Consider the following 20,406-nt stretch of genomic DNA (forward strand, 5'->3'; position numbering starts at 1 on the left):
GTCCATACCGGCTTCGGGCAGCGGCCGGAACGTCCCCGCACCGCGCCCCGGAGATCAGGCCGTGGCCGGCCACTGCGCCCGAGCGAGCGAGGTGAGGGTACGCAGCGCGGACGTGGGGTGGCGGTCCTTGTGGACGACGAGGTAGATGCCGAGGACGGGGCGGTGCGCCCATTCCAGCGCGCTGAGCTCCCCCCTGGCGATCTCGTCGGCAACGGCGACCGTCGGCAGCAGCGCGACACCTAGTCCGGCCGCGGCGCAGCGCTTGAGGGCCTCCGTGCTGACGAACTCCATGGTCGCGGGCCGGATCGCGGCCCGCCTGAGCTCGCGGTCCATCACCTCACGCTGTGCGCAGCCCTTCTCGATGAGCAGCAGGGTCTCCCCGGCCAGGTCCTCGGTCCGGACCGGGCCGCCGAGTGCCAGCCGGTGCCGGGGACGGGCAACCAGGCTCAGCTCCTCCTCCGCCAGCCTCGCGGCGGTCACGTTCGGCCCGGCCACCTCCTCCTCGAGCAGGAATCCGGCGTCCAGACTGCCTTCGCTGAGCGCGTTCATCAGAGCGGTCCTGCTCGCCGCGCCGAAGGCGACCTGGAGGTAGGGGAAGCGGTCCTTCAGGGCTCCCAGCACGGTGGGCAGCCGGTGTGCGCACAGGCTCTCCGGTGCGGCGATGCGCAGCGTCCCCCGCACGCGCCGGGGGTCGCTGCTCGCGCCGCGTACCGCTTCGGTCGCCCGCTCCGCGTGGTTGAGGAGCGTCTGGGCGTGGCCTCGCAGCTCGCGGCCGGCGTCGGTGAGGGTGACCCGGCGGCCGAGGCGTTCGAAGAGAGGAACGCCGAGATCTGTTTCGAGTGCCTTGATGTGTGCGGTGACGCTGGACTGTACGTACCCCAGCTCCTCGGCGGCACGGGTGAAACTCAGCCGCCGGGCGACCACGACGAACGTCGCGAGATGCTTCAACTCCACCCCCCGATCGTAATCATCGATCGAAACCATTGCAATCATTCGTTGGACGCGATGGGTGGGCAGTCCTCAGACTTCACACATGGCCTTCTCCCCGACAAGGCGCCACCGAAGCTCCGCCGAGGGCATCCGCACCGGCCCGGCCGGGCGCGACTTCTTTCTGCTCCTCGCCGCGACCCTGGGCACCTTCTCCAACTACGCACCACTGCTGTCCGTCGCACCGCTCTGGTCCGCCGAGGGCGGCTCGGGCTACACCGCGGTCGGCGCCGCGACCGGTGTGACGATGGCGACGACCGTGGGTGTGCAGCTGTGCATGTCATGGCTGCTGAAGCGGTTGAGCCTGCGCCGGATGCTGATCATCGGATCGCTCCTCCTGGGCCTGCCCACCTTCGTCTACCCGGTCTCGGCAGCCATGGACTGGGTGCTGGCCGTCTCCGCCGTGCGAGGTGTCGGCTTCGGAATGGTCGCGGTGGCCGGCAGCGCGCTCGTCGCCGAGCTGATCCCGGCCGACAGCAGGGGCAGGGCTGTGGGCTGGTACGGCATCGCCGTCGGTCTGCCCCAGGTGGTGTGTCTTCCCCTGGGGGTGTGGGCCGCCGAACACATCGGATTCACCGCGGTCTTCGTCACCGCAGGCGTCCTGAGCGTGCTGGCGGCTCCCCTGGCCGCCGCGATCAGGGTGCCCGCTCCCGCCGGCCCCGGCCGCCCGCGACCCCGGCCCAGGACGGGCCCGGTCCAGCTGCGGGCGGTCAGCAGGCCGTTCACCGTCCTGATCACGACCGCCTGCGCACTGGGTGCCGTCACGTCCTTCCTCCCCCTCGCGCTGGCACAGCCGTCCGCGGCCACGCCCGCGCTGTTCCTCCTGACCGGCGCGGTCATCGTCGGCCGCTGGGTCGCCGGCATCGTCAGCGACCGCTCGGGCGTGGGCCGGCTGATGGGGCCGAGCGTGCTGGCCTGTGCCGTGGGAATGGGCGGCTTCGGGCTTGCCGCCGCCCACCCCGGCGGTGCGGCGGCGGTGTCGGGCGCGGCAGCCGTGATCTACGGCCTGGGCTTCGGCGCGCTCCAGAACGACACGCTGGTGCTGATGTTCCAGCGCTCCGGCCCCAACGGCCACGGCATGGCCAGCACCCTGTGGAACATGGCCTACGACGCGGGCACCGGAGCGGGCGCCGTGGCGGTCGGCCTGACCTCCTACGCCCTGGGCATCGACGGTGCCTTCGCCGCGGCCGCGACCCTGATCCTTCTGGTGGTCCCCCTCGCGTTCCGCGACGCCCGCTCCGGCCGGCTCGCGGCCTCGGCCTCGGCCTCGGCCCAGGGCCACTCAGCAGAAACCACCGCACGCAAGCGGCAGTAGGCATATGGCCAAAACCCGAAAGGCCTTCTTGTACCGGCCTGATCCCACCGACCATCCTCGTCCGGATGCAGAAGAAAGGCAGTCCCGATGGTGAACAGCTCTCCTCCGCCGCGTGCCCAGGGCAGGTTCCGCCACAGCGGACCCGGAAGCGTGTTCGTGGACCTCAGCCACGAGATCGTCCCCGGCGCGACCGCTTACCCGGGCCTGCCGCAGCCCGTCCTGACGAGCCAGGTCTCCCGCGAGCAGTCGCGGGAGACGTACGCGCCGGGAACGGAGTTCCACACGGGCAGGCTCTGCCTGGTGGGCCAGACGGGCACCTACCTCGACGTGCCCTTTCATCGCTACGCGGACGGGTACGACCTCACGGCTCTCGATCTCGCCCGGGTCGCCGGTGTGCCCACCACCGTGATCGAGACGGACAAGCAGGAGATCTCCCCCGAGTGCTTCTCGGGCTGCACCCTGCGCGGCCGTGCCGTCCTCATCAGGACCGGCTGGTCGCGTTATTGGGGCACAGACAGCTACGAGAGCGGTGAGCACCCCCATCTCTCCGCCGCCTCCGCCGCGCTACTGGCCGACGCGGGACCGGCGCTCGTGGGGATCGACTCCCTCAACATCGACGGCACGCACACGCGCGAACGCCCCGCGCACACACAGCTGCTGGGGGCGGGGATCCCGGTGGTCGAGCACCTGACGAACCTGTCCCTCATCCCGGAACAGGGCGGAAAGTTCACCGCGGTTCCCATCAAGGTCGCGGGCCTCGGCACATTCCCGGTACGCGCGTTCCTCACGTACTCCCGATGGATGTGACGTTGCTCGACCTCGGAAGAGAGCGGAGTAATGGCCAACCTTCAGCAGTTCCGGACGTTACACACGGTGCACTCGTGCGGAGGTATCCATGCCGCGGCCAAAGCGCTCCACCTGTCGCCTTCCGCGGTGTCGCAGCAGATCAAGGTACTCGGCGCGGAGTGCGGGTTTCCCTTATTGGAGCCTGAGGGCCGCGGTATCAGGTTCACGGACCGGGGCTCCGTGATGGCCCAGGTGGCCTCACAGATCGCCGATCTCTGGGAAACGTCCGTCTCGCGTCACCAGGACACCGGGACGGCTCAGCCACGTACCAAACCGACCGTCTCCCTCGGCTCCTTCCCCTCCGCCATGGGCAGTTGCGTGCTCCCGGCCCTGGGCGGCGGCGACGACCTGCCCTTTCGCCTCCACGTGTTCGAGACCTCTCCCCACGAGGGCCGCGACCTGGTCCGAGCCGGCAGCCTGGACGCCGCGGTCTCCGTACAGGAAGCCGCCGAAGACGAGGACGTGCGCTTTCGGACGGTGCCGCTGCGGCACGAACCCTTCGTACTCGTCGGCCCGCCGAATCTGCTTTCCACGGCGATCCGGTCCGGTGCCGAGTCGCTGTCCATGCTTCCGTGGGTGCTGCCGCGCACCGGATCCGACTGCGACCGTCTGGTCACCACTCACTTCACGCGCTACGGGGTTCTCGCCCACCCGGTCGGCCGCACCGACGACTGGGCCCTGGCCCAGGAGATGGCCTTCGCCCTCCAGGCGATCACCTACGTGCCCTCGTCGGCGCTCATCCGACGCGACGGACTGACACGTTCGATGGACACCGCCGGTATCCCCGCCCCCTCCCGGACGATCGTCCTGGTCACCAAGGCGTCAGCAGGGGCGTCGAGTTGGTCCGTCATCCTGCAACAACGGCTCAAGCGCGCCTATACGCGCACCTCAGGTTTCGCGCACAGCGGCTGAACGGTCCCTCACGAGTCCCGCAGACGCACCAGTCCCTCGTACTCGGGCTTGAGCTTCCACTCGGGTTCCGGCGTGACCCGGTTCGGCCGGGGCACGTATGTCGAGTACGCGCCGTGGCGGACGTCGTGCAGATAGCGCGGGCAGTTCTCGAAGACCTGCCTCACCTCGACCTCGACCACGGCGTCGGCCTCGGGGAAGGAGGCGAGGAGGCGGTCCTCCGTCGACACCCGCGCCGTGCCGTTTATGCGTAACTTGATCGGCTTCTCGTAGTCGATGAACAGCAGACCCACATGTGGGTTCTCCAGTACGTTTCCCAGGCTCCGGAACATTCCGTTTCCGTCGTAGCTGGGAAACCGAAGCAGGCCGGGAGCCGGCACCCGCACAAAACCCGGCAGCCCACCCTTGTACGAGCAGTCCGGGAAGCCTCGGGAATCAGCCGTCGCCAGATAGAAGCAATCCGCCCTGCCCACCAGGGCGGCCGCGGCTCGGTCCAAGCTGTCCGCGACGTAGTTGGCTGCGATGTGATCGGCCACCTGCCGTGTACCCAGAGCAGCCTGGATCCGCCTCGCCCCACTGTTGTAGAAATTCTCATCCCTCATGGGTGGGACACCCTTCATCGGTGTGTGTTCCGGCAGAGAGAATCGTCCGGCCGGCACGTACGGCCGGCAACAACCGTGCACGTTTTCCGCATGGCCTCTCCACGCGTCCGGCCGGGCCACCAAAACCGGTCGGCGAACCGCTCCACCCAGGATTTCCCCAGGTAGCACGTGGCGATAACTTACCGACGGCAGGCGCGAATCCGGATGCGTCTGATCCGATCATCCCGATCTCCTGAAGAGTCAGGAGGACTGACGCCGAACGCAGGAATACTCGTCGGCAGCAGATCAGCACAGCCCGGTCGAGCTGTGCGCCGTCCGAACAGCCTCTGACAGGAGGAGACCATGCCGGCCTCGGATTGGGCGAAGGCGCTCACGGACCAGCTTTTCGTGAGCGGTGAAGCGACCGACCTGATCGACGATCAGGAGGGTTTCGAAAAGGAATGGTCCGCCTTTGCCGATAGCTGGTCCCGGCTCCCGGTGGACGCGTTCATGGCTCACGGCGAGACCTACCGGCTGCGGAGGCATTCCGTCTTCAACGTCTCCGGGACCGGAGACATCGAGGAGCTGGCGGCGAAGCCCTACCTGCAGCCGCTGGCGATCAACCATCTCAACGGTGACGTGCTGCGGACGTACGACCCGATCGAGAGGGAAATCGCTGGGGGCGGGTTGTTCCGTGACCTCCTCACCGGCATCACGGCGGTCCTGACCTGCATGCACGGCCCGCACACGTGGCACCACCAGTGCTTCCAGAACCGCATCCTCGCCGGCAGCGGGACAACGGGGCAGCCGACTCCCGAAGGAATCCATCGGGACGGGGTGGACTACGTCGTGACCCTACTTGTGAACCGTCACAACATCGGCGGAGGAGAAAGCGGGATCTACGACGCGGAGAGCCGTAGGAAAATCCATTCACAAACGCTCCTCGCGCCCGGCGACATGCTGCTGGCCGACGACGCGAAGACACTGCACGACGCGACCCCCATCGAACCGCAGCAGGACGGCGAGGGAGCCTATCGGGACGTATTCATCGACGTCATCACGCGCGGAACCAGGCCTCACTGACGTTTCCACACCCTGTCCGTCGACAGAAAGGGAAAACACCGTGACCACATTCTCCGCAGAACGCATATCCGCACCCTCGCACGGAGACCGGATCAGCCAGGCATTCCCCCTCAGGGGCGGAACCCCCGACCCCACCGTGCGGGAAGCACTACTGAGCCGGCTGCACGCGCACTACATCGAGTACATGTCGGGACCCGAGGACTTCGCCCGGATTCCGCGACTCAACGCGGACCAGGAAATAGTCTCCATCGAGAACGCGTGGCTCGCCTGGGAAGACGCCCAGGTCGCTCCCCGCTCGCTCCCCGAGAAGGGTGCGGACTTCCACGACTGGTTCCTCGAGGTGGCAGCGCAGCACACGCAACCCGAATTCTGCGACTACCTGGCCCACGCGGCCACCATGGAAGAAATGGCGCTCTTCTTCATGGGGGAGGAGCTGGTCGACAGCAAATTCGACGACCTCATGGCGATGGTGCAGATCGGAACCGAGGGCCACACGAAGATCACCATTGCCGAGAACTACTGGGACGAGATGGGAGAGGGGGACATCTCCCGCGTCCACACCCGCATGTTCGAGCATTCCGCCGTCTACATGCGAGCCCGGCTGGCTGACGCCGGCATCGGCCGGGAGGCGTTGCTCTGTCCCGAGGCATTCGAGAACGCCTGCCTGCTGCTCATGTACGGCATCCACCGCCACCTCAATCCGCGTGCGCTCGGGGCCATGGGCGTGCTGGAGCAGAGTGCCTCGCCCCGCTTCCAGGCCATGGTCGACGGATGCAACCGTCTGGACGTGCCCCCGGACGTCATCGACTACCAGCGGGTGCACGTCCACGTCGACGCGGACCACGGCGCCGAGTGGTTCAAGGGGGTGTTCCTGCCGCTGGTGGACCGGTCGCCCGAACTCCTGCGGGAGATCGCACTCGGCGTCGCCACCCGGGTGCGGGTGGCCAACGCCTATTACGGGCGGATCTGGGACGCCATGCGCAAGCTGCCCAATTGAGGAGGAGAGAAGATGGCCGTCACCACGCCGAGCGAGTCACCTCAACTGCTCTTCCGCAAGCGCCGGGTCTCGGACTGGGACCAGGCGGTCTTCACCGCAAAGGTCGCGCTGGCCTGCTGCCTGGCCGTGGCCGCCGGGTATCTCGCACTGAGCCCCAGCTGGCCGGTGGCGCTGACCGGCGCGCTGCTGCTCGGCGCCACCTACACCCACATGGTCGAGCTTCAGCACCAGTGCCTGCACCACTCCGCCTTCCAGGCCGCCAGGCTCCACCGGTGGGTCGGAGTCCCCCTGGGCATCCCCCTGCTGGTCACCTACAGCCACTACCGGGTGAGGCACCTGCAGCACCACCGGTACCTGGGTACCCCGCAGGACTCCGAGTTCTTCGGGTTCGACAACCGGAAGCCGATCACTCCCGGGCTGCTCGTGCGCGGTCTGCTGGACTACTCCCGGCTCGTCATGGTGCTCCGGGACGTCGCGCGCAGCTGGACCGGCAGGTGGTCGTACGACATCGGCCAGATCGCCGAGCGGCGGCGACGGGAGATCGTCGCCGAGTACCGGCTGATCGGACTGGTGATCGCGGCGGCGGTCTGCGCGGCCGCTCTCGGTCTTGCCGAGCCCCTCGTCCGGCTGTGGCTACTGCCTCTGGCCTTCGCCGTTCCGCTCCACTTCCTGGTGGAGGTACCGGAACACCTGATGTGCGAGACGAGCACCAGGGACGTACTGCGCAACACCCGCTCGATCCGCGGAAGCTGGCTGACCACCTGGTTCACCAACGGAAACAATCTCCACATCGAACACCACGCTGCGATGGTCGTTCCGATCAACAGGCTGCGCGAACGCCATCAGGAGGCGGAGCGGCGGGCCGTCCACGTGGAGCGCAGCTACGGCGCCTTCTTCCGCAAGCTGGTGGCTGTCGCATGGCAGAACCGTAAGGAGCCCACCGGCACGGTGTCGGACGGAGCCGCTCATGACTGACGTACGTCACACGTACTCCGTCCTGGGCGGCGCCGTACGCCACGCGAGCCTGCTCGCCACCGAGGTCGTGCCCGACGCGGCCAGGATGTCGTGCATCGAGGACGTCGTCCGCATCGAGTTGCCGGAAGGCGAATTCAGTATCCGGCTGGAGTCATCGGCACCGGACTCGACACAGCTGCGGTTCCGGGCCACGTTCCGCGAGAACAGGCTCGCGGGCGGCACCTGGTGGTCGAGCTGGGAGGTCGAGGTACCGGCGGGCCCGGGCTCCCCGGAAGTGGGCGAAGTCCTGGCGACCGGGATACGGGAGAGCCGGCGCACCTTCGCCCGTGCACTCAGCGACGCGAAGTACGGCCACGCGGCTTGACCGGAACGGGCCGCGCACAGGGCCGTCCCGGAACGGGCCGCCGGAGCATCCGGCGGCCCGTTCCGGATGGTCAGCCCCCGACCCGCTCCCCCACCGGCTCCACCGGCTCCACCGGCTCCGGCTCGCTGCCGCGCCCCGCCAGCCGTTCACGCCATGCGGCCAGGACGGCCGCGTCCGTGGGCTTCGTCGCCAGGGACACCACGATGTAGACCGCCAGCGAGGCCAGCAGGCCGTAGTAGACCGGCTCGTTCGCAAGGATTCCGTACCCCGCCATCAGGCCGACCACCGCGAGGCCGCCCACCGCGACGGCGGCCAGCGCCCCGGCCGCCGTGCCCCGGCGCCACAGCAGGCCGCCCAGGATCGGCACCAGCAGCCCGCCGACGAGCAGGTTGTACGCGACGGTCAGCGCCTCGACCACGTTGTTCAGCGCGATGGCTATGAGGATCACGGCGATGCCCATGATCAGGATGAAGACGCGGTTGCCCTTCACCTCGTCGTGCTCCGCGCCGTCCCCGTCGCGCCTGACCGCGCCCTTGATCCGCGACCAGATGTCGTTGTTGGCCACCGTCGCGCAGGCGATCAGCGCACCGGAGGACGTGGACATCACGGCGGCGAGCGCGGCGGCCAGGACCAGACCCCGCACGCCCACCGGGAGTTCGTCCTTGACGATGGTCGCGAATGCGGCGTCCGCGGTCGGCAGCTTCGGGTACATGACCTTGGCCGCCGTGCCGATGACCGCACCCGCGACCGCGTACACCAGGCAGTACGTACCGGCGACCGTGCCGCCCAGGCGGGCCACGCGGTCGCTGCGGGCGGTGAACACCCGCTGCCAGATGTCCTGGCCGATCAGCATGCCGAAGGTGTAGATCAGCACGTACGTGAAGATCGTCTCGCCGCCGATGCCCAACGGGTCGAAGTACTCGGTGGGCAGCTTGGCCTTCATCTCGCTGAAGCCGCCCGCCTTGATCACCGCGATGGGCAGCAGGAGCAGCAGCACGCCGATGGTCTTGACGACGAACTGGACCATGTCCGTGAGCGTGATCGACCACATGCCGCCGAGCGTCGAGTACGCGACGACGATGGTGCCGCCGAGGATGATCGCGACGGTCCGGTTCATGTCGAAGAGGACGTCGAAGATGGTGGCGTAGGCGATGGTCGAGGTGACCGCGAGCATCAGTGTGTAGGCCCACATGACGATGCCCGAGATGAGCCCGGCCCGGCCGCCGTAGCGCAGGTCGAGCATCTCGGAGACGGTGTAGACCTTCAGCCGCGCGATGCGGGCGGAGAAGAACACGGAGAGGGCGAGCAGCCCGAGCCCGATGGTGAACACCATCCAGGCACCGGAGAGCCCGTACTGGTAGCCGAGGCCGACCCCGCCGATCGTCGAGGCGCCGCCGAGGACGATGGCGGCCATGGTGCCGGAGTACATCCAGGGGCCGAGCCGGCGGCCCGCCACCAGGAACTCGCTCTTGGACTTGGCGCGGCGCATGCCCCACCAGCCCATGGCGAGCATGCCGGCCAGATAGACGACGATCACGGCGTAGTCGACTGCCATGGGCTTCCCTCCGTCTCGATCACAAGGTTCGTGGGTTCGGTTGTCGTGAAGACGGTAGGTGGCCCGGAAGCGACGCTGAAGTGTACGTTTCATCCATTCTCACCGCACCGAACGGATGAACCCTCCATGCCGGAATCCCCCGCCGGACCGGCGGCACCGACCACCCCTGCCGCACCGGCCGCTCCTCCGACCCCGCCCATCCCGCTGACCGGGCTGCTGGCCAGGGACGAGCTCGGACTGCGCCGCATCGCGGGACCCGCCGAGGCGGAGCTGCTGTGGGTGCACACCTCGGAGATGGCCGACCCGTACCCGTATCTGCTCGGCGGCGAGCTGCTGCTGAGCGCCGGGGTGCTGCTCGCGGACCCGGACACCTATGTGTCCCGGCTGGTCGAGGCGGGGGCCGCGGCGCTCGGTTTCGGGGTGCGGCCGGTGCATGACACGGTGCCCGCGGAGCTGATCGCCGCGTGCGAACGGTACGGGCTGCCGCTGATCGAGGTGCCGCCCGAGACCCCGTTCACGGCGATCGCCCGCGCGGTGTGGCAGCTGATGGCCCAGGCCCGGGTGCGCGAGCTGCGCCGGGTGACGCGCGCCCAGCAGGCCCTGGCGACGGCGGCGGCCAGGACCGATCCGGTGCCGGCCGTGCTGCACCAGCTGGCGGCCCAGCTGGAAGGGCGGGCGGTCCTGCTCACGGCCGACGGCGAGGAGCTGCACGCGGCCGGCCGGACACCGGCCCCCGATGTACGGGCCGCGCTCACCCGGCTCGCCCGGGTGGTCGCGCCGGTCCTGCGCCCCGCACCCGCATCGGCCACCGACACCCTGGGCGCCACCCACCTCGCCGCGTACGCGCTGGGCGGCGGGCAGGGGCTCGTCCTGACCCTGGCGTCGAAGCGGCGCGAGGCGGGCGACCACACCATCGCCGGGGTCGCGGTCGTCCTGCTCTCCCTGCTGGCCGCCCCGCACCAGGGCGCCGACGCCGCGGGCCGCTCGGCTGCCCTGGTCCGGCTGCTGCTGGGCGCGGACCCGGCGGGCGTCGCCCCGTTGCTGGGCGGCGCGCAGCGGTGGACGGTGGTGCACGCGCGCCGCAGCGGCGGCGACCCGGTGGACCCGCTCACGGCCGGGGCGCTCGGCGCGGCCCTGGGCTCGGCGCTGGTCGACGCGGGCCGGGGCGGCGCCGCGGTACGGGTGCTGGTGCCGGGCGACGACCGGATCACCCCGCAGCCCGGCTGGACGCTCGGCGCGTCCGCGCCCGCCGCGATCACCGAACTCGACGTGGCCGACGCGCGGGCGGCCCGCGCGCTGGGCCGCGCGGAGGCGACCCGCACCCCCCTGGCCCACCACCGCACGGACACCGGCCGCGGCCTCGCCGCCCTGGTACCCCCCGAGGCCGCCGAGGCACACGCCCGCGCCCTGCTGGCCCCGCTCACCGAACCCCTCGCCGAGACGCTGCGCTGCTGGCTGAGCCTGCACGGCAGCTGGGACCGCACGGCGACCGCCCTCCGGGTCCACCGCAACACGGTCCGCCAGCGCATCGGGCGGTGCGCGACGCTGCTGGGCGTTGACCTGGACGACATGGACGTACGGACGGAGCTGTGGTTCGCGCTGCGGCAGGGGTGAGGGCCTGCGAAGGGCGGCCGGTTCCGGCGACCTGACCTGTCCCGGCCACGGCCCCTCGGCGTGGACAGGACCCCTGACCCTCCGGCCATGGACGAGCGGCCCCCGAACGCCTGCGATCGACGAACAGGCCACCCGCAAGGACGACGCGACCTGGTCGTTCGAGACGGGCCTGGACTGCGTACTGGACGGGATCTCCGCACGGTTCGGCATCTGAGGCGGCGCCGGGCGCACACCACCGGCGCCCGGCGCCCGCGTCCCGCCTCCGACGTGCTCAGCATCACCCTGGACAGCGCCGGTGACTGCCGGGTAACTTTTAATAGTACTGAGCAAGCGCTTAGCCAGCCCGCCCGAAGCTGATAGAGGAGGCACCCCGTGCGCCGTACGGTATTCAACGAGGACCACGAGGCGTTCCGGGAGACCATCCGCGCCTTCATCGCGGCCGAGGTCGTGCCGGTCTACGACGAGTGGTTCGCCGCCGGGCAGGCACCGCGCGACTTCTACCTCAAGCTCGGCGAGCTGGGCGTCTTCGGGATCAACGTCGACGAGGAGTACGACGGCGCGGGCATCGACTCACACAAGTACGAGGCCGTCATCTACGAGGAGACCGCCCGCGCGGGTGTGTCCTTCGGCGGCTCCGGGGTGCACACCCTGCTCGGGCTGCCCTACGTCAAGATGCTCGCCACCGACGAGCAGAAGAAGCGCTGGCTGCCGAAGTTCACCACCGGCGAGGAGATGTGGGCCCTCGCGATGACCGAGCCGGGCACCGGTTCCGACGTCGCGGGCATGAAGACCACCGCCAAGCTCTCCGAGGACGGCACGCACTACGTCCTCAACGGCGCCAAGACCTTCATCACCGGTGGCGTGCACGCGGACCGCGTGATCGTCTGCGCCCGTACCTCCGCCCCGCGCGAGGACGACCGCCGCTTCGGTATCTCGCTCTTCGCCGTCGACACCAAGTCCGAGGGCTACTCGGTCGGCCGCAAGCTCGACAAGCTGGGCCTGAAGGTCTCCGACACCGCCGAGCTGGCGTTCGTCGACGTCAAGGTCCCGGCCGAGGACCTCCTCGGCGAGGAGAACAAGGGCTTCGGCTACCTCGGCACCAACCTGGCCTCCGAGCGCTGGGGCATCGCCTTCGGGGCGTACGCACAGGCCGCGGCGGCCGTCCGGTTCGCCAAGGAGTACGTGCTGGAGCGCACCGTCTTCGGCAAGACCGTCGCCTCGTTCCAGAACACCAAGTTCGAGCTGGCCGCCTGCCAGGCCGAGGTGGACGCGGCCCAGGCCGTCGCCGACCGGGCGCTGGAGGCGCTGGACGCCGGTGAGCTGAGCGCCGCCGAGGCCGCATCCGCCAAGCTGTTCTGCACCGAGGTCGCGCACCGCGTCATCGACCGCTGCCTCCAGCTGCACGGCGGCTACGGCTTCATGAACGAGTACCCGATCGCCCGCCTCTACGCGGACAACCGGGTCAACCGGATCTACGGCGGCACCAGCGAGGTCATGAAGTCGATCATCGCCAAGTCCATGGGCCTGTAGAGCGGCTACGTTCTCTCCATGAGCACCACAAACGACTCCCTGCTCGATCTGCTCCAGCTCCTCGACCTGGAGCAGATCGAGCGGGACATCTTCCGGGGCACGAGCCGTTCGGCAGTCGTGCCCCGCGTCTTCGGCGGACAGGTCGCGGCCCAGGCACTGGTCGCCGCGGGCCGCACCGTACCGGCCGACCGGAGCGCCCACTCGCTGCATTCCTACTTCCTGCGGGCCGGCGACCCCGGCGCGCCGATCGTCTACACCGTCGACCGCATCCGGGACGGGCGCTCCTTCACCACCCGGCGGGTCGTCGCCGTCCAGCACGGGCAGCCGATCTTCCACCTCTCCGCGTCCTTCCAGACGTACGAGGCGGGCCTGGAGCACCAGGCGCCCATGCCTGCCGCGCCCGACCCGGAGACGCTGCCCACGGCAGCCGAGATGCTGCCGCGCTACGCGGACCGGTTCAGCGACCCCGGCGTCGTGGACCGGCTGATCGAGGCGCGTGCCGCGGTCGACCTGCGGTACGTGGACGCCCCGCCGTTCGGCACCGTCGGGGAGTCGCGCGAGCCCCGCTCGCAGGTGTGGTTCCGCACCAACGGCAAGCTGGCGGACGATCCCCTGCTGCACGTCTGCATGGCGACGTACGTCTCCGACATGACACTGCTCGACTCGGTGCTCCTGGCCCACGGGCGCGGCGGCTGGGCCGTCGGTGACGTGGTGGGCGCGAGCCTGGACCACGCGATGTGGTTCCACCGGCCCTTCAGGGCCGACGAATGGCTGCTGTACGACCAGGAGTCGCCGTCCGCGTCCGGCGGGCGCGGCCTGGGCCAGGCCCGTATCTACACGCAGGACGGCCGCCTCGCGATCACCGTGATCCAGGAGGGCGTCGTCCGGGTCCCCCGGAAGGACTGAACGGGGCCGACGGCCGCGCATCGGACATGCCCGGCCCGGCTGCGGACATACTCCCCACCATGAGTGACGAGAAATCAGCGGGTGGGGAGTCCACGTTCACCGTCATCGTCGCCGCGGCCGCCAACCTCGGCATCGCCGTGGCGAAGGCCGTCGCGGGGGTGATCAGCGGATCGAGCGCGATGCTCTCGGAGGCGGCCCACTCGGTGGCCGACACCGTCACCGAGGTGCTGCTGCTCACCGCGCTCAAGCGCAGCGAGAAGCCCGCCGACGAGGACCACCCACTGGGCTACGGCCCCGAGCGGTACATCTGGGCGATGCTCGCCTCCGTCGCCACCTTCGTCGGCGGCGCGGTCTTCTCGATCTACGACGGTGTGCACACCCTGATCGCGGGCGAGGAGCTCGGTGATCCGCTCGTCTCGTACATCGTGCTGGTCATCGCCTTCCTGCTGGAGGGCTACTCCCTGCGCACCGGGCTGCGCCAGGTGCGCGGCGAGGCGGCCCGGCTGGGGGCCGCCCCGACCCGCTACTTCCGCCGCACGCCCGACACCGCGGTCAAGGCCGTGGTGATGGAGGACTCGGCGGCCCTGGTCGGACTGCTGCTGGCGGCCGGCGGGCTGCTCGGCGGCCAGCTGTCGGGCTCCGGCGTCTGGGACGGGATCGCGTCGATCCTGATCGGCGCGCTGCTCGTGTACGTGGCCTGGGTGCTGGGCCGCTCCAACGCACAGCTGCTGATCGGGCGCCCGGTGCCGCAGTCGATGCGGACCGGGATGCGGGAGGAACTGCTGTCGGTGCCGCACATCATCGAGGTGCTGGAGCTGACCACCCTCATCCAGGGGCCGTCCGAGATCCTGGTCGCCGCGAAGGTCGACTTCCGGGACGTCGCCAGTGCCGAGCAGGTGGAATGGGCCTGCGAGGAGGCGGAGCGGCAGTTGCGGGAGCGGTATCCGTCGGTCCAGCGCGTGTACCTGGACCCGACGCCGGGGGTGGCCCAGCGCCGCCGCGCCCGCGCCGAGGGGGGCAGTCCGGTGGTCGGGCCGGGCGACGGGGAGGGCAACGGGGACGGCGGGGGGCTGTTCACGGACCGGCTGGAGGACTGAGGACCGCCCCTCGGCACCGGTGGATCAAGCCGGGCGGCCGCGGGGCCCCGGCCGGTCACCATGTCGTGGCGAGCCAGGCGGCCGCCCCGGCGAGCACGATGAGCGCGGCGTTCAGACCGGTGTCCCTCGCCTCGCCCCGGGACAGGTGCAGGCCCGCCGCCAGTACCTGGAGCACGGCGAGGCCGATCGCGGCCGCCATCGCGAGGCCGGGCGCTGTACCGGTGAGCGGCGGCAGTACGAGGCCGGCGGCCCCGAGTATCTCGACGGCGCCGATGGCCCGGACCGCGCCCATCGGGACCGTGTCCACCCAGCCCATCATGGGCGCCAGCCGCTCCTTGGACTGCACGGTCTTCTTGCCGCCGGCGTACAGGTAGAAAGCGCCCAGGAGCCCGGCGACGATCCAGTAGGCGATGTCCATCCGCGTCCTCCGTAATGGTCGGAGCCGTCATGGTTACGACTTGTCCGTAACCACATGGTCGGTCAGGATGGAGACGCTTACAAAAGGCACACCGGTGTGCGTTGCGAACAGGGGACGCCATGTCGAAGTACCGCACCACCTGCCTCATCCGCGGCGACGGCGGCCGGGCGATCCGGGGCATCCTGGACCGCATCGGCGACAAGTGGACCCTGCTCGTGGTGGCCACCCTGGACGGCGAGCGGATGCGGTTCACCGAGCTGCAGCAGCGCATCCCGGGCATCTCGCAGCGCATGCTCACGCGCACCGTCCGGCACCTGGAGCGCGACGGCCTGGTGACCCGCACGGCGTTTCCCGAGGTCCCGCCGCGCGTCGAGTACGAGCTGACCGCGACGGGGCGCACCCTGATCGGGCCCGCCGTGAAGCTGGCCGAATGGGCGGTCGACAACAACCCCGGCATCGAGCGGAGCCAGGCCGCCTACGACTCCGAGCACCCCTGACCCGTCCGTCGCCGCCCGGCACCGCTACCGGATCGTCAGAGCAGTCCGGCCGCGTCCAGCAGGTAATCCGTCATCGGGTCGTAGAACCTCGGGTCCAGCACGTGGTCGTCCAGCGGGACGGCCACCTGGAGGGTGCCCTCGGCCTCCCCCAGGAACAGCGCCGGGTCGTTGCAGTCCGCGTAGCCGATGGCGTCCAGCCCCCGCTGCGCCGCGCATCCGGCCCAGCCGTGGTCGGCGACGACCAGGTCGGGCATCGGGCGCCCCTCCCGCTCCAGGCCGTCCAGGATCGCCGCCATCGGGGCCGGCGAGTGGGTGTGCCAGAGCGTCGCGCCGCGCTCCTGGACGGCGACGTCCGCGAACTGGAAGACCATGCCCTCGTCCGCCATCAGCCCGGACGGGATCCGGACGATCTCGCAGCCGGCGGCCCGCAGCGCGGCCGCGGTCTGCCGGTGGACGTCCAGCAGGCCGCCCGGGTGACCGGTGGCGAACAGCACCCGCTCGGAGCCGTCGGCCGCCTTGCGCAGCCGGGCGGCCGCCCGGTCCAGGGCGTCGACGGTGAGCTCGGGGTCGATGGTGTCCTGGCCGAACCGGTGCTCCGGGTCGTCGCTGACCCCGCACCGCTCGGCCATCACGGCCAGCACGTCCTGCTCGTCGCGCCACCGGTCGCCCAGCTCCAGGCCCAGCCAGAAGTGGCGGTCGCCGTTGGCTAGCTTGCGGTAGTGGGAGAGGTTGTTGTCGCGCGGGGTGGCGACGTCTCCGGCTATTCGCGTACGGACGAGTTGTTCGACGAGGGCGGCACGGCTGGGTATCGGCATGAACCCATTGTGCCGTCAGGTGTGCGCAGTGTGCCGTTCGCATGGCGCAGTAGGTGTTCCCGGGCCCCGGAGCGGGGGCCCGGCGCGGGTGGGGACGTCAGCGGGCCGGCCCGGGGAGCGGCCGGGTCGAGTAGGTGATCCGCTGCAGGTGGTAGTACCGCGCGGTGCAGATGGCCGGCCAGGCGCTGCGGCCGTGGTCGCCGAACGGGTCGCGCATCTGCCCCACCGAGGCCGGTACGTAGGGCAGGACCTCGGCGCCGGCAGCCGCCTTCTCGCGCAGCCACCGGTCCTGGCGGTCCCAGTGCCGGGCCCGTACGTCCATGTCGTGGGCCAGTCCGGCCAGCGGCACGGCCAGCCCCACGCAGACCGCCGCGCAGAGCACCGCCGCCGCTCCCGTGGCGAGGGGGACGGCCGCGGTGCCCCGGGCACGGGTGCGCAGGGCGTCGCCGAGCAGGGCGCCGAGTGCGGCGAGCAGCAGCACGAACAGGAAGAGGTAGTCGTTCCAGGTGCGGGTGCCATACGTCATCATGTTGCGCTCGAAGGCCGGGAGGGTGACGAGCGTGCAGAGGTACCCGGACACCAGGAACGCCGCCACCGCCGCCAGTGCCGGAACCATCGGCCGGCCGCGCAGGGGCCCGTCACCGGACGGGCCGTTCCCGCGCAGCAGCAGGCCCAGCAGGACGCCGACGGCCAGTGCGCCGAGGTAGGTCCAGGTGGTGAGGACGGTCCCCAGGATGTCGCGATAGGTCCGCAGCGCGTCGGCCAGCGATCCGGTGTCGAGGACGGACGTGGCGCCGGTGCCGAAGCGGTCCCGGCGGTGGCGGGAGCCGGGCGAGGTGTAGATGATGACCAGCCCCGCCAGCAGGGCGGCCAGCGCGACGCCGCACCAGAGCCGGGTGCGGGAGCGGGCGGGGCCCGGCCGGGCCCGGAGGCTGAGCAGCAGCGCGGTGCAGAGCAGGATGCCCGAGACGATCGACGTCCCCTCCGAGAGGGTCCCGATGAACAGCCCGGCCAGGGCGGCGACGCACAGCGCGAGGATCCGTCCCCGGCGCGACCGGGCCCGCAGCAGCGGGATCACCGCCGCCGCGGCCAGGGCCGGGGCCACGGTGTGAGAGACGGACGAGGCGGGCCAGTAGAACGTCTTGTACGTGTTGGGGGTGGCGAAGAAGAACACCGCGGCGGCCATCGACGCGACGAGCAGCGGCACCCCGCGCGGCACGGTCCGCCCGGTGCGGCTCAGCGCGGCCGGGACCAGCGCCCAGAGCACGGCCAGGATCAGCAGCCCGCTGACGACGGCGTACCACTGGTGGCCGGCCACTCCCCCGGCCCCGTAGAGGGCGACCATCAGGGCGTTGGCGATGCGGCCGTTGTCGTCCAGGTAGAACTTGCCGATCATGCCGGAGACGCCTTCGTCGCGCAGCACGGGCAGGAAGCACCAGTCGTCGCCGCCCGGCCGCACCAGCCGGCCGATCCAGAAGGACGCGGCGAGCAGGGCCGACGGGAAGACGGTGAGCACGGCCGCCCAGACCGGCATCCGGGGTCTCGGGGGCTTCGGTGTCGTGGGCGGGCGGGCGCCGTCCGGTGGGCGGTTGGCGCCCTCCGCCGCCGGTGGGGTGTCCGCCGTTCCCGGTGGTTCCGCGGTCATGGATGTGCCGGTGCCCTTCGTGCGGTGCCGCTGCCTGGGGTGTGCGTACTCGTGCCGTACGGGGGTGCCGCGCGGGGTCAGTCGCCCGGTCGGCCGGTCCGGCCGGGCAGCGGTTCCGGCTGCCGGGTGACGGCCGCGCCGGAGGTGATGGCCCACCTGGCGATCAGGAAGGAGAACGGGGTGGCGAGAATTCCGGCGGTCAGCGCGGCGACGTTCTTTCCCATGCCCAGATGACTCACCCCGACATAGAGCAACGCCCCGGAAAGGACGAGATTGACGAGGCTCGACAGCGGAAAGCGGACGAAGGCCCGCCACGTCGGACTCGTCCGGCAGGTGATGTAGGAGTTGAGCAGGAAGGAGCCGACAATGCTGACGCAATAGCCGATGACATGGGCGGTCAGATAGGGAATCCAGTGGTTGAGTGTCGCGTAGACGCTCAGATAGACCGCTGTGTTGACGACGCCGATCATGGCGAAGGTGATGAATTGGCGCACGGTCCGGGAACGGCCGTTCCCGAAGGCGCTCGCACCGCCGCCTCTCACCCGTAACGCCCGTTCGGGCGCGGTGGGAGGGGCGGGTGCGGGCTGCTCGCTGGTCTCGCGGATCAGGTAGTGCGGGCGGTTCTTCGTCTCGCAGTAGATCCGGCCGACGTACTCACCGACGATGCCGAGTGTGACCAGCTGGATCCCGCCGAGTGCCACGACGGCGGTGAGCAGGCTGGTGTAGCCGGGCACCCCCACGCCGTGGCGCGCCACCTCCACGATGATCCACAGGGCGTATCCCATCGCGGCCAGGGCCATGAGCAGACCGGCGTAGATGGCCATCCTCAGGGGGCGGTTGTTGAAGGAGATCAGTCCGTCGATGCCGTAGTTGAGCAGCCGTCTGCTGCCCCATTTCGACCGTCCGGCCACCCGCTGGGCGTTGTGATAGGTGAAGGTGGTGGTGTCGAAGCCGATCCAGGAGAAGATCCCCTTGGAGAACCGGTTGGACTCCGGGAGCGCGAGCACACTGTCGACCGCGCGGCGGGACAGCAGCCGGAAGTCCCCTTCGCCGTCGACCACCGACACGTCCATGAAGTGCCCCATGGCGCGGTAGTAGGAGCGGCTGGCGAACGAGCGCAGGGCGCCCTCGCCCTCGCGGTCGCGCCGGGCGATCACCTGGTCGTAGCCGTGTCCGCTCAACTCCATCATGCGGGGCAGGAGTTCCGGCGGGTGCTGGAGGTCGGCGTCCATGAGCACCACGGAGTCCCCGCGGGTCATGCGGAGTCCGGCGAGCATGGCGGCCTCCTTGCCGAAATTACGGCTGAAGGCTGCGTACCGGACGCGTTCGTCGACGGCTGCCAGGTGGATCAGTTCGGCGCGGGTGAGGTCCTCGCTGCCGTCGTCGACATAGCAGACCTCGAAACTCTTCCCGGTCGGTTCGAGGGCGGAGACCAGCGCGCGGTGGAACGCCGTGACGGCCTCGTCCTCGTTATAACAGGGGACGACGATCGATACCTGGCAGCTTTTCATTCGATTCCCCATCAGGCGCGGACGCGACCGCTCCGAAGCCTATGTCCGCACCCTGCCGAAACAACTCAGGCGAAAGGGAGTCGCGGGGAAAAGTCGTGGGGGAAGAGCCCCTATTCGGGAATCGGGGCCCGCGCGCCGCCCGCCGCGTCGAAGGCGCCCCGGGCCAGCCGGTGCAGCAGCGCCGCGGTGTCCGTGCGGTCGGGCAGGGCTCCGGGGCGGCCCAGGTGCGGGGTGGAGTTCAGCAGGCCGAAGACGGCGTGCACCGCGGCGCGGGCGTCGTGCTCGGGGAGGTCCTGGTAGAGGCCTCGGACGACGCCGACCCACACCTCGACGTACTGCCGCTGGAGCCGGCGGACCCGCTTGCGGTCGGTGTCGCGCAGGCGTTCCAGCTCCCGGTCGTGCAGGGTGATCAGGGGGCGGTCGTCGAGGGCGAAGTCGATGTGGCCCTCGATGAGCGCGTCCAGCAGCGCTTCCCGCGACCCGTCGGCCGAGGCCGCGTCCTCGGAGACGCGCAGCTCCCCGCCGGCCAGCAGCCGCTCACTGATGCCGACCAGCAGTTCCGCCAGCATCGCGTCCTTGCCGGGGAAGTGGCGGTAGAGGCCGGGGCCGCTGATACCGACGGCGGCCCCTATCTCGTCGACGCCGACTCCGTGGAAGCCGCGCTCGGCGAAGAGGCGGGCGGCCTCCTTGAGGATCTGCTCACGGCGGGTGGGAGCCGCGACGCGGGCGGCGGCATGGGTGCTCATGACCAATCATTCTAG

The 20,406-nt window shown here is 70.3% G+C and carries 20 protein-coding genes; 12 read left to right on the forward strand and 8 right to left on the reverse strand.

From position 1 onward, the window contains the following. Positions 1 to 54: 54 nt before the first annotated feature. Entirely contained in the window at positions 55 to 954 is a 900-nt protein-coding gene (locus tag ACGFU6_RS33340; RefSeq protein WP_393616315.1) for a LysR family transcriptional regulator, read from the reverse strand. A gap of 79 nt (positions 955 to 1,033) precedes the next feature. Here ACGFU6_RS33340 and ACGFU6_RS33345 point away from each other — a divergent pair, with 79 nt between their 5' ends. The 3 genes from ACGFU6_RS33345 to ACGFU6_RS33355 all read left to right on the forward strand — a co-directional run bounded on the left by ACGFU6_RS33345 (position 1,034) and on the right by ACGFU6_RS33355 (position 4,060). Beyond that, complete coding sequence (locus ACGFU6_RS33345; RefSeq protein ID WP_393616316.1) at positions 1,034 to 2,302, forward strand: MFS transporter; 1,269 nt, start codon at positions 1,034 to 1,036, stop codon at positions 2,300 to 2,302. A 156-nt stretch (positions 2,303 to 2,458) separates the two neighbouring features. Further along, positions 2,459 to 3,109, forward strand: coding sequence for a cyclase family protein (locus ACGFU6_RS33350; protein ID WP_393616317.1), 651 nt, complete (start codon positions 2,459 to 2,461; stop codon positions 3,107 to 3,109). Between the two features lie 30 nt (positions 3,110 to 3,139). Further along, positions 3,140 to 4,060, forward strand: a complete 921-nt coding sequence (locus ACGFU6_RS33355) for a LysR substrate-binding domain-containing protein (RefSeq protein WP_393616318.1) — start codon at positions 3,140 to 3,142, stop codon at positions 4,058 to 4,060. 8 nt (positions 4,061 to 4,068) lie between these two features. Here the strand turns inward: ACGFU6_RS33355 and ACGFU6_RS33360 are convergent, their stop codons facing one another. After that, positions 4,069 to 4,659, reverse strand: coding sequence for a pyridoxamine 5'-phosphate oxidase family protein (locus ACGFU6_RS33360; RefSeq protein ID WP_393616319.1), 591 nt, complete (start codon positions 4,657 to 4,659; stop codon positions 4,069 to 4,071). Positions 4,660 to 5,001: 342 nt separating this feature from the next. On the opposite strand from ACGFU6_RS33360, the gene ACGFU6_RS33365 reads away from it, so the two are divergent. Genes ACGFU6_RS33365 through ACGFU6_RS33380 form a run of 4 tightly spaced genes read left to right on the forward strand, consistent with a single transcriptional unit; the run spans position 5,002 to position 8,057 of the window. Further along, entirely contained in the window at positions 5,002 to 5,721 is a 720-nt protein-coding gene (locus ACGFU6_RS33365) for a 2OG-Fe dioxygenase family protein (protein ID WP_393616320.1), read from the forward strand. Between the two features lie 40 nt (positions 5,722 to 5,761). Then, positions 5,762 to 6,718 (forward strand): iron-containing redox enzyme family protein, encoded by a 957-nt coding sequence (locus tag ACGFU6_RS33370; protein WP_393616321.1) that lies wholly within the window; start codon positions 5,762 to 5,764, stop codon positions 6,716 to 6,718. A gap of 12 nt (positions 6,719 to 6,730) precedes the next feature. Next, positions 6,731 to 7,693, forward strand: coding sequence for a fatty acid desaturase family protein (locus ACGFU6_RS33375; protein WP_393616322.1), 963 nt, complete (start codon positions 6,731 to 6,733; stop codon positions 7,691 to 7,693). After that, positions 7,686 to 8,057, forward strand: a complete 372-nt coding sequence (locus tag ACGFU6_RS33380; RefSeq protein WP_393616323.1) for a hypothetical protein — start codon at positions 7,686 to 7,688, stop codon at positions 8,055 to 8,057. The genes ACGFU6_RS33375 and ACGFU6_RS33380 overlap by 8 nt, the downstream gene beginning before the upstream one ends. A gap of 70 nt (positions 8,058 to 8,127) precedes the next feature. Here the strand turns inward: ACGFU6_RS33380 and ACGFU6_RS33385 are convergent, their stop codons facing one another. Continuing rightward, positions 8,128 to 9,612: a sodium:solute symporter gene (locus ACGFU6_RS33385; protein WP_393616324.1), complete on the reverse strand. Its 1,485-nt coding sequence runs from the start codon at positions 9,610 to 9,612 to the stop codon at positions 8,128 to 8,130. Positions 9,613 to 9,738: 126 nt separating this feature from the next. Here ACGFU6_RS33385 and ACGFU6_RS33390 point away from each other — a divergent pair, with 126 nt between their 5' ends. The 4 genes from ACGFU6_RS33390 (at position 9,739) to ACGFU6_RS33405 (ending at position 14,759) form a co-directional block, all read left to right on the forward strand. After that, the gene (locus ACGFU6_RS33390; RefSeq protein WP_393616325.1) at positions 9,739 to 11,226 is read left to right on the forward strand and encodes a PucR family transcriptional regulator; all 1,488 of its coding nucleotides are present in this window, start codon (positions 9,739 to 9,741) and stop codon (positions 11,224 to 11,226) included. A gap of 372 nt (positions 11,227 to 11,598) precedes the next feature. Further along, positions 11,599 to 12,756, forward strand: a complete 1,158-nt coding sequence (locus ACGFU6_RS33395) for an acyl-CoA dehydrogenase family protein (RefSeq protein ID WP_393616326.1) — start codon at positions 11,599 to 11,601, stop codon at positions 12,754 to 12,756. 18 nt (positions 12,757 to 12,774) lie between these two features. Continuing rightward, positions 12,775 to 13,662, forward strand: a complete 888-nt coding sequence (tesB, locus tag ACGFU6_RS33400; RefSeq protein ID WP_393616327.1) for an acyl-CoA thioesterase II — start codon at positions 12,775 to 12,777, stop codon at positions 13,660 to 13,662. Positions 13,663 to 13,721: 59 nt separating this feature from the next. After that, the gene (locus ACGFU6_RS33405; protein WP_393616328.1) at positions 13,722 to 14,759 is read left to right on the forward strand and encodes a cation diffusion facilitator family transporter; all 1,038 of its coding nucleotides are present in this window, start codon (positions 13,722 to 13,724) and stop codon (positions 14,757 to 14,759) included. Positions 14,760 to 14,814: 55 nt separating this feature from the next. On the opposite strand, the gene ACGFU6_RS33410 is transcribed toward ACGFU6_RS33405, so the two are convergent. After that, the gene (locus ACGFU6_RS33410) at positions 14,815 to 15,177 is read right to left on the reverse strand and encodes a DoxX family protein (protein ID WP_393616329.1); all 363 of its coding nucleotides are present in this window, start codon (positions 15,175 to 15,177) and stop codon (positions 14,815 to 14,817) included. 119 nt (positions 15,178 to 15,296) lie between these two features. On the opposite strand from ACGFU6_RS33410, the gene ACGFU6_RS33415 reads away from it, so the two are divergent. Then, positions 15,297 to 15,674: a helix-turn-helix domain-containing protein gene (locus ACGFU6_RS33415; protein WP_123525885.1), complete on the forward strand. Its 378-nt coding sequence runs from the start codon at positions 15,297 to 15,299 to the stop codon at positions 15,672 to 15,674. A gap of 35 nt (positions 15,675 to 15,709) precedes the next feature. Here the strand turns inward: ACGFU6_RS33415 and ACGFU6_RS33420 are convergent, their stop codons facing one another. The 4 genes from ACGFU6_RS33420 to ACGFU6_RS33435 form a co-directional block, all read right to left on the reverse strand. Next, positions 15,710 to 16,489 carry a phosphatase gene (locus ACGFU6_RS33420; protein WP_123525884.1) on the reverse strand — a complete coding sequence of 260 codons (780 nt, stop codon included), beginning with the start codon at positions 16,487 to 16,489 and terminating at the stop codon, positions 15,710 to 15,712. Positions 16,490 to 16,586: 97 nt separating this feature from the next. Continuing rightward, complete coding sequence (locus ACGFU6_RS33425) at positions 16,587 to 18,134, reverse strand: DUF6056 family protein (protein WP_393616330.1); 1,548 nt, start codon at positions 18,132 to 18,134, stop codon at positions 16,587 to 16,589. A gap of 77 nt (positions 18,135 to 18,211) precedes the next feature. Further along, positions 18,212 to 19,645, reverse strand: coding sequence for a glycosyltransferase (locus tag ACGFU6_RS33430; RefSeq protein WP_393616331.1), 1,434 nt, complete (start codon positions 19,643 to 19,645; stop codon positions 18,212 to 18,214). Between the two features lie 110 nt (positions 19,646 to 19,755). Beyond that, positions 19,756 to 20,391, reverse strand: a complete 636-nt coding sequence (locus ACGFU6_RS33435; protein ID WP_393616332.1) for a TetR/AcrR family transcriptional regulator — start codon at positions 20,389 to 20,391, stop codon at positions 19,756 to 19,758. Positions 20,392 to 20,406: the final 15 nt, after the last annotated feature.

The organism is Streptomyces sp. NPDC048462, from assembly GCF_043200175.1.
In the GTDB taxonomy this organism is placed as follows: Bacteria; Actinomycetota; Actinomycetes; order Streptomycetales; family Streptomycetaceae; genus Streptomyces.

What these genes read in the sequence shown, in the direction of transcription:
- ACGFU6_RS33345 (WP_393616316.1), top strand. Translation starts at nt 1,034, where the DNA reads ATGGCCTTCTCCCCGACAAGGCGCCACCGAAGCTCCGCCGAGGGCATC.
- ACGFU6_RS33355 (WP_393616318.1), top strand. Translation starts at nt 3,140, where the DNA reads ATGGCCAACCTTCAGCAGTTCCGGACGTTACACACGGTGCACTCGTGC.
- ACGFU6_RS33360 (WP_393616319.1), bottom strand. Translation starts at nt 4,659, where the DNA reads ATGAGGGATGAGAATTTCTACAACAGTGGGGCGAGGCGGATCCAGGCT.
- ACGFU6_RS33365 (WP_393616320.1), top strand. Translation starts at nt 5,002, where the DNA reads ATGCCGGCCTCGGATTGGGCGAAGGCGCTCACGGACCAGCTTTTCGTG.
- ACGFU6_RS33375 (WP_393616322.1), top strand. Translation starts at nt 6,731, where the DNA reads ATGGCCGTCACCACGCCGAGCGAGTCACCTCAACTGCTCTTCCGCAAG.
- ACGFU6_RS33380 (WP_393616323.1), top strand. Translation starts at nt 7,686, where the DNA reads ATGACTGACGTACGTCACACGTACTCCGTCCTGGGCGGCGCCGTACGC.
- ACGFU6_RS33385 (WP_393616324.1), bottom strand. Translation starts at nt 9,612, where the DNA reads ATGGCAGTCGACTACGCCGTGATCGTCGTCTATCTGGCCGGCATGCTC.
- ACGFU6_RS33390 (WP_393616325.1), top strand. Translation starts at nt 9,739, where the DNA reads ATGCCGGAATCCCCCGCCGGACCGGCGGCACCGACCACCCCTGCCGCA.
- tesB (WP_393616327.1), top strand. Translation starts at nt 12,775, where the DNA reads ATGAGCACCACAAACGACTCCCTGCTCGATCTGCTCCAGCTCCTCGAC.
- ACGFU6_RS33405 (WP_393616328.1), top strand. Translation starts at nt 13,722, where the DNA reads ATGAGTGACGAGAAATCAGCGGGTGGGGAGTCCACGTTCACCGTCATC.
- ACGFU6_RS33410 (WP_393616329.1), bottom strand. Translation starts at nt 15,177, where the DNA reads ATGGACATCGCCTACTGGATCGTCGCCGGGCTCCTGGGCGCTTTCTAC.
- ACGFU6_RS33415 (WP_123525885.1), top strand. Translation starts at nt 15,297, where the DNA reads ATGTCGAAGTACCGCACCACCTGCCTCATCCGCGGCGACGGCGGCCGG.
- ACGFU6_RS33420 (WP_123525884.1), bottom strand. Translation starts at nt 16,489, where the DNA reads ATGCCGATACCCAGCCGTGCCGCCCTCGTCGAACAACTCGTCCGTACG.
- ACGFU6_RS33425 (WP_393616330.1), bottom strand. Translation starts at nt 18,134, where the DNA reads ATGACCGCGGAACCACCGGGAACGGCGGACACCCCACCGGCGGCGGAG.
- ACGFU6_RS33430 (WP_393616331.1), bottom strand. Translation starts at nt 19,645, where the DNA reads ATGAAAAGCTGCCAGGTATCGATCGTCGTCCCCTGTTATAACGAGGAC.
- ACGFU6_RS33435 (WP_393616332.1), bottom strand. Translation starts at nt 20,391, where the DNA reads ATGAGCACCCATGCCGCCGCCCGCGTCGCGGCTCCCACCCGCCGTGAG.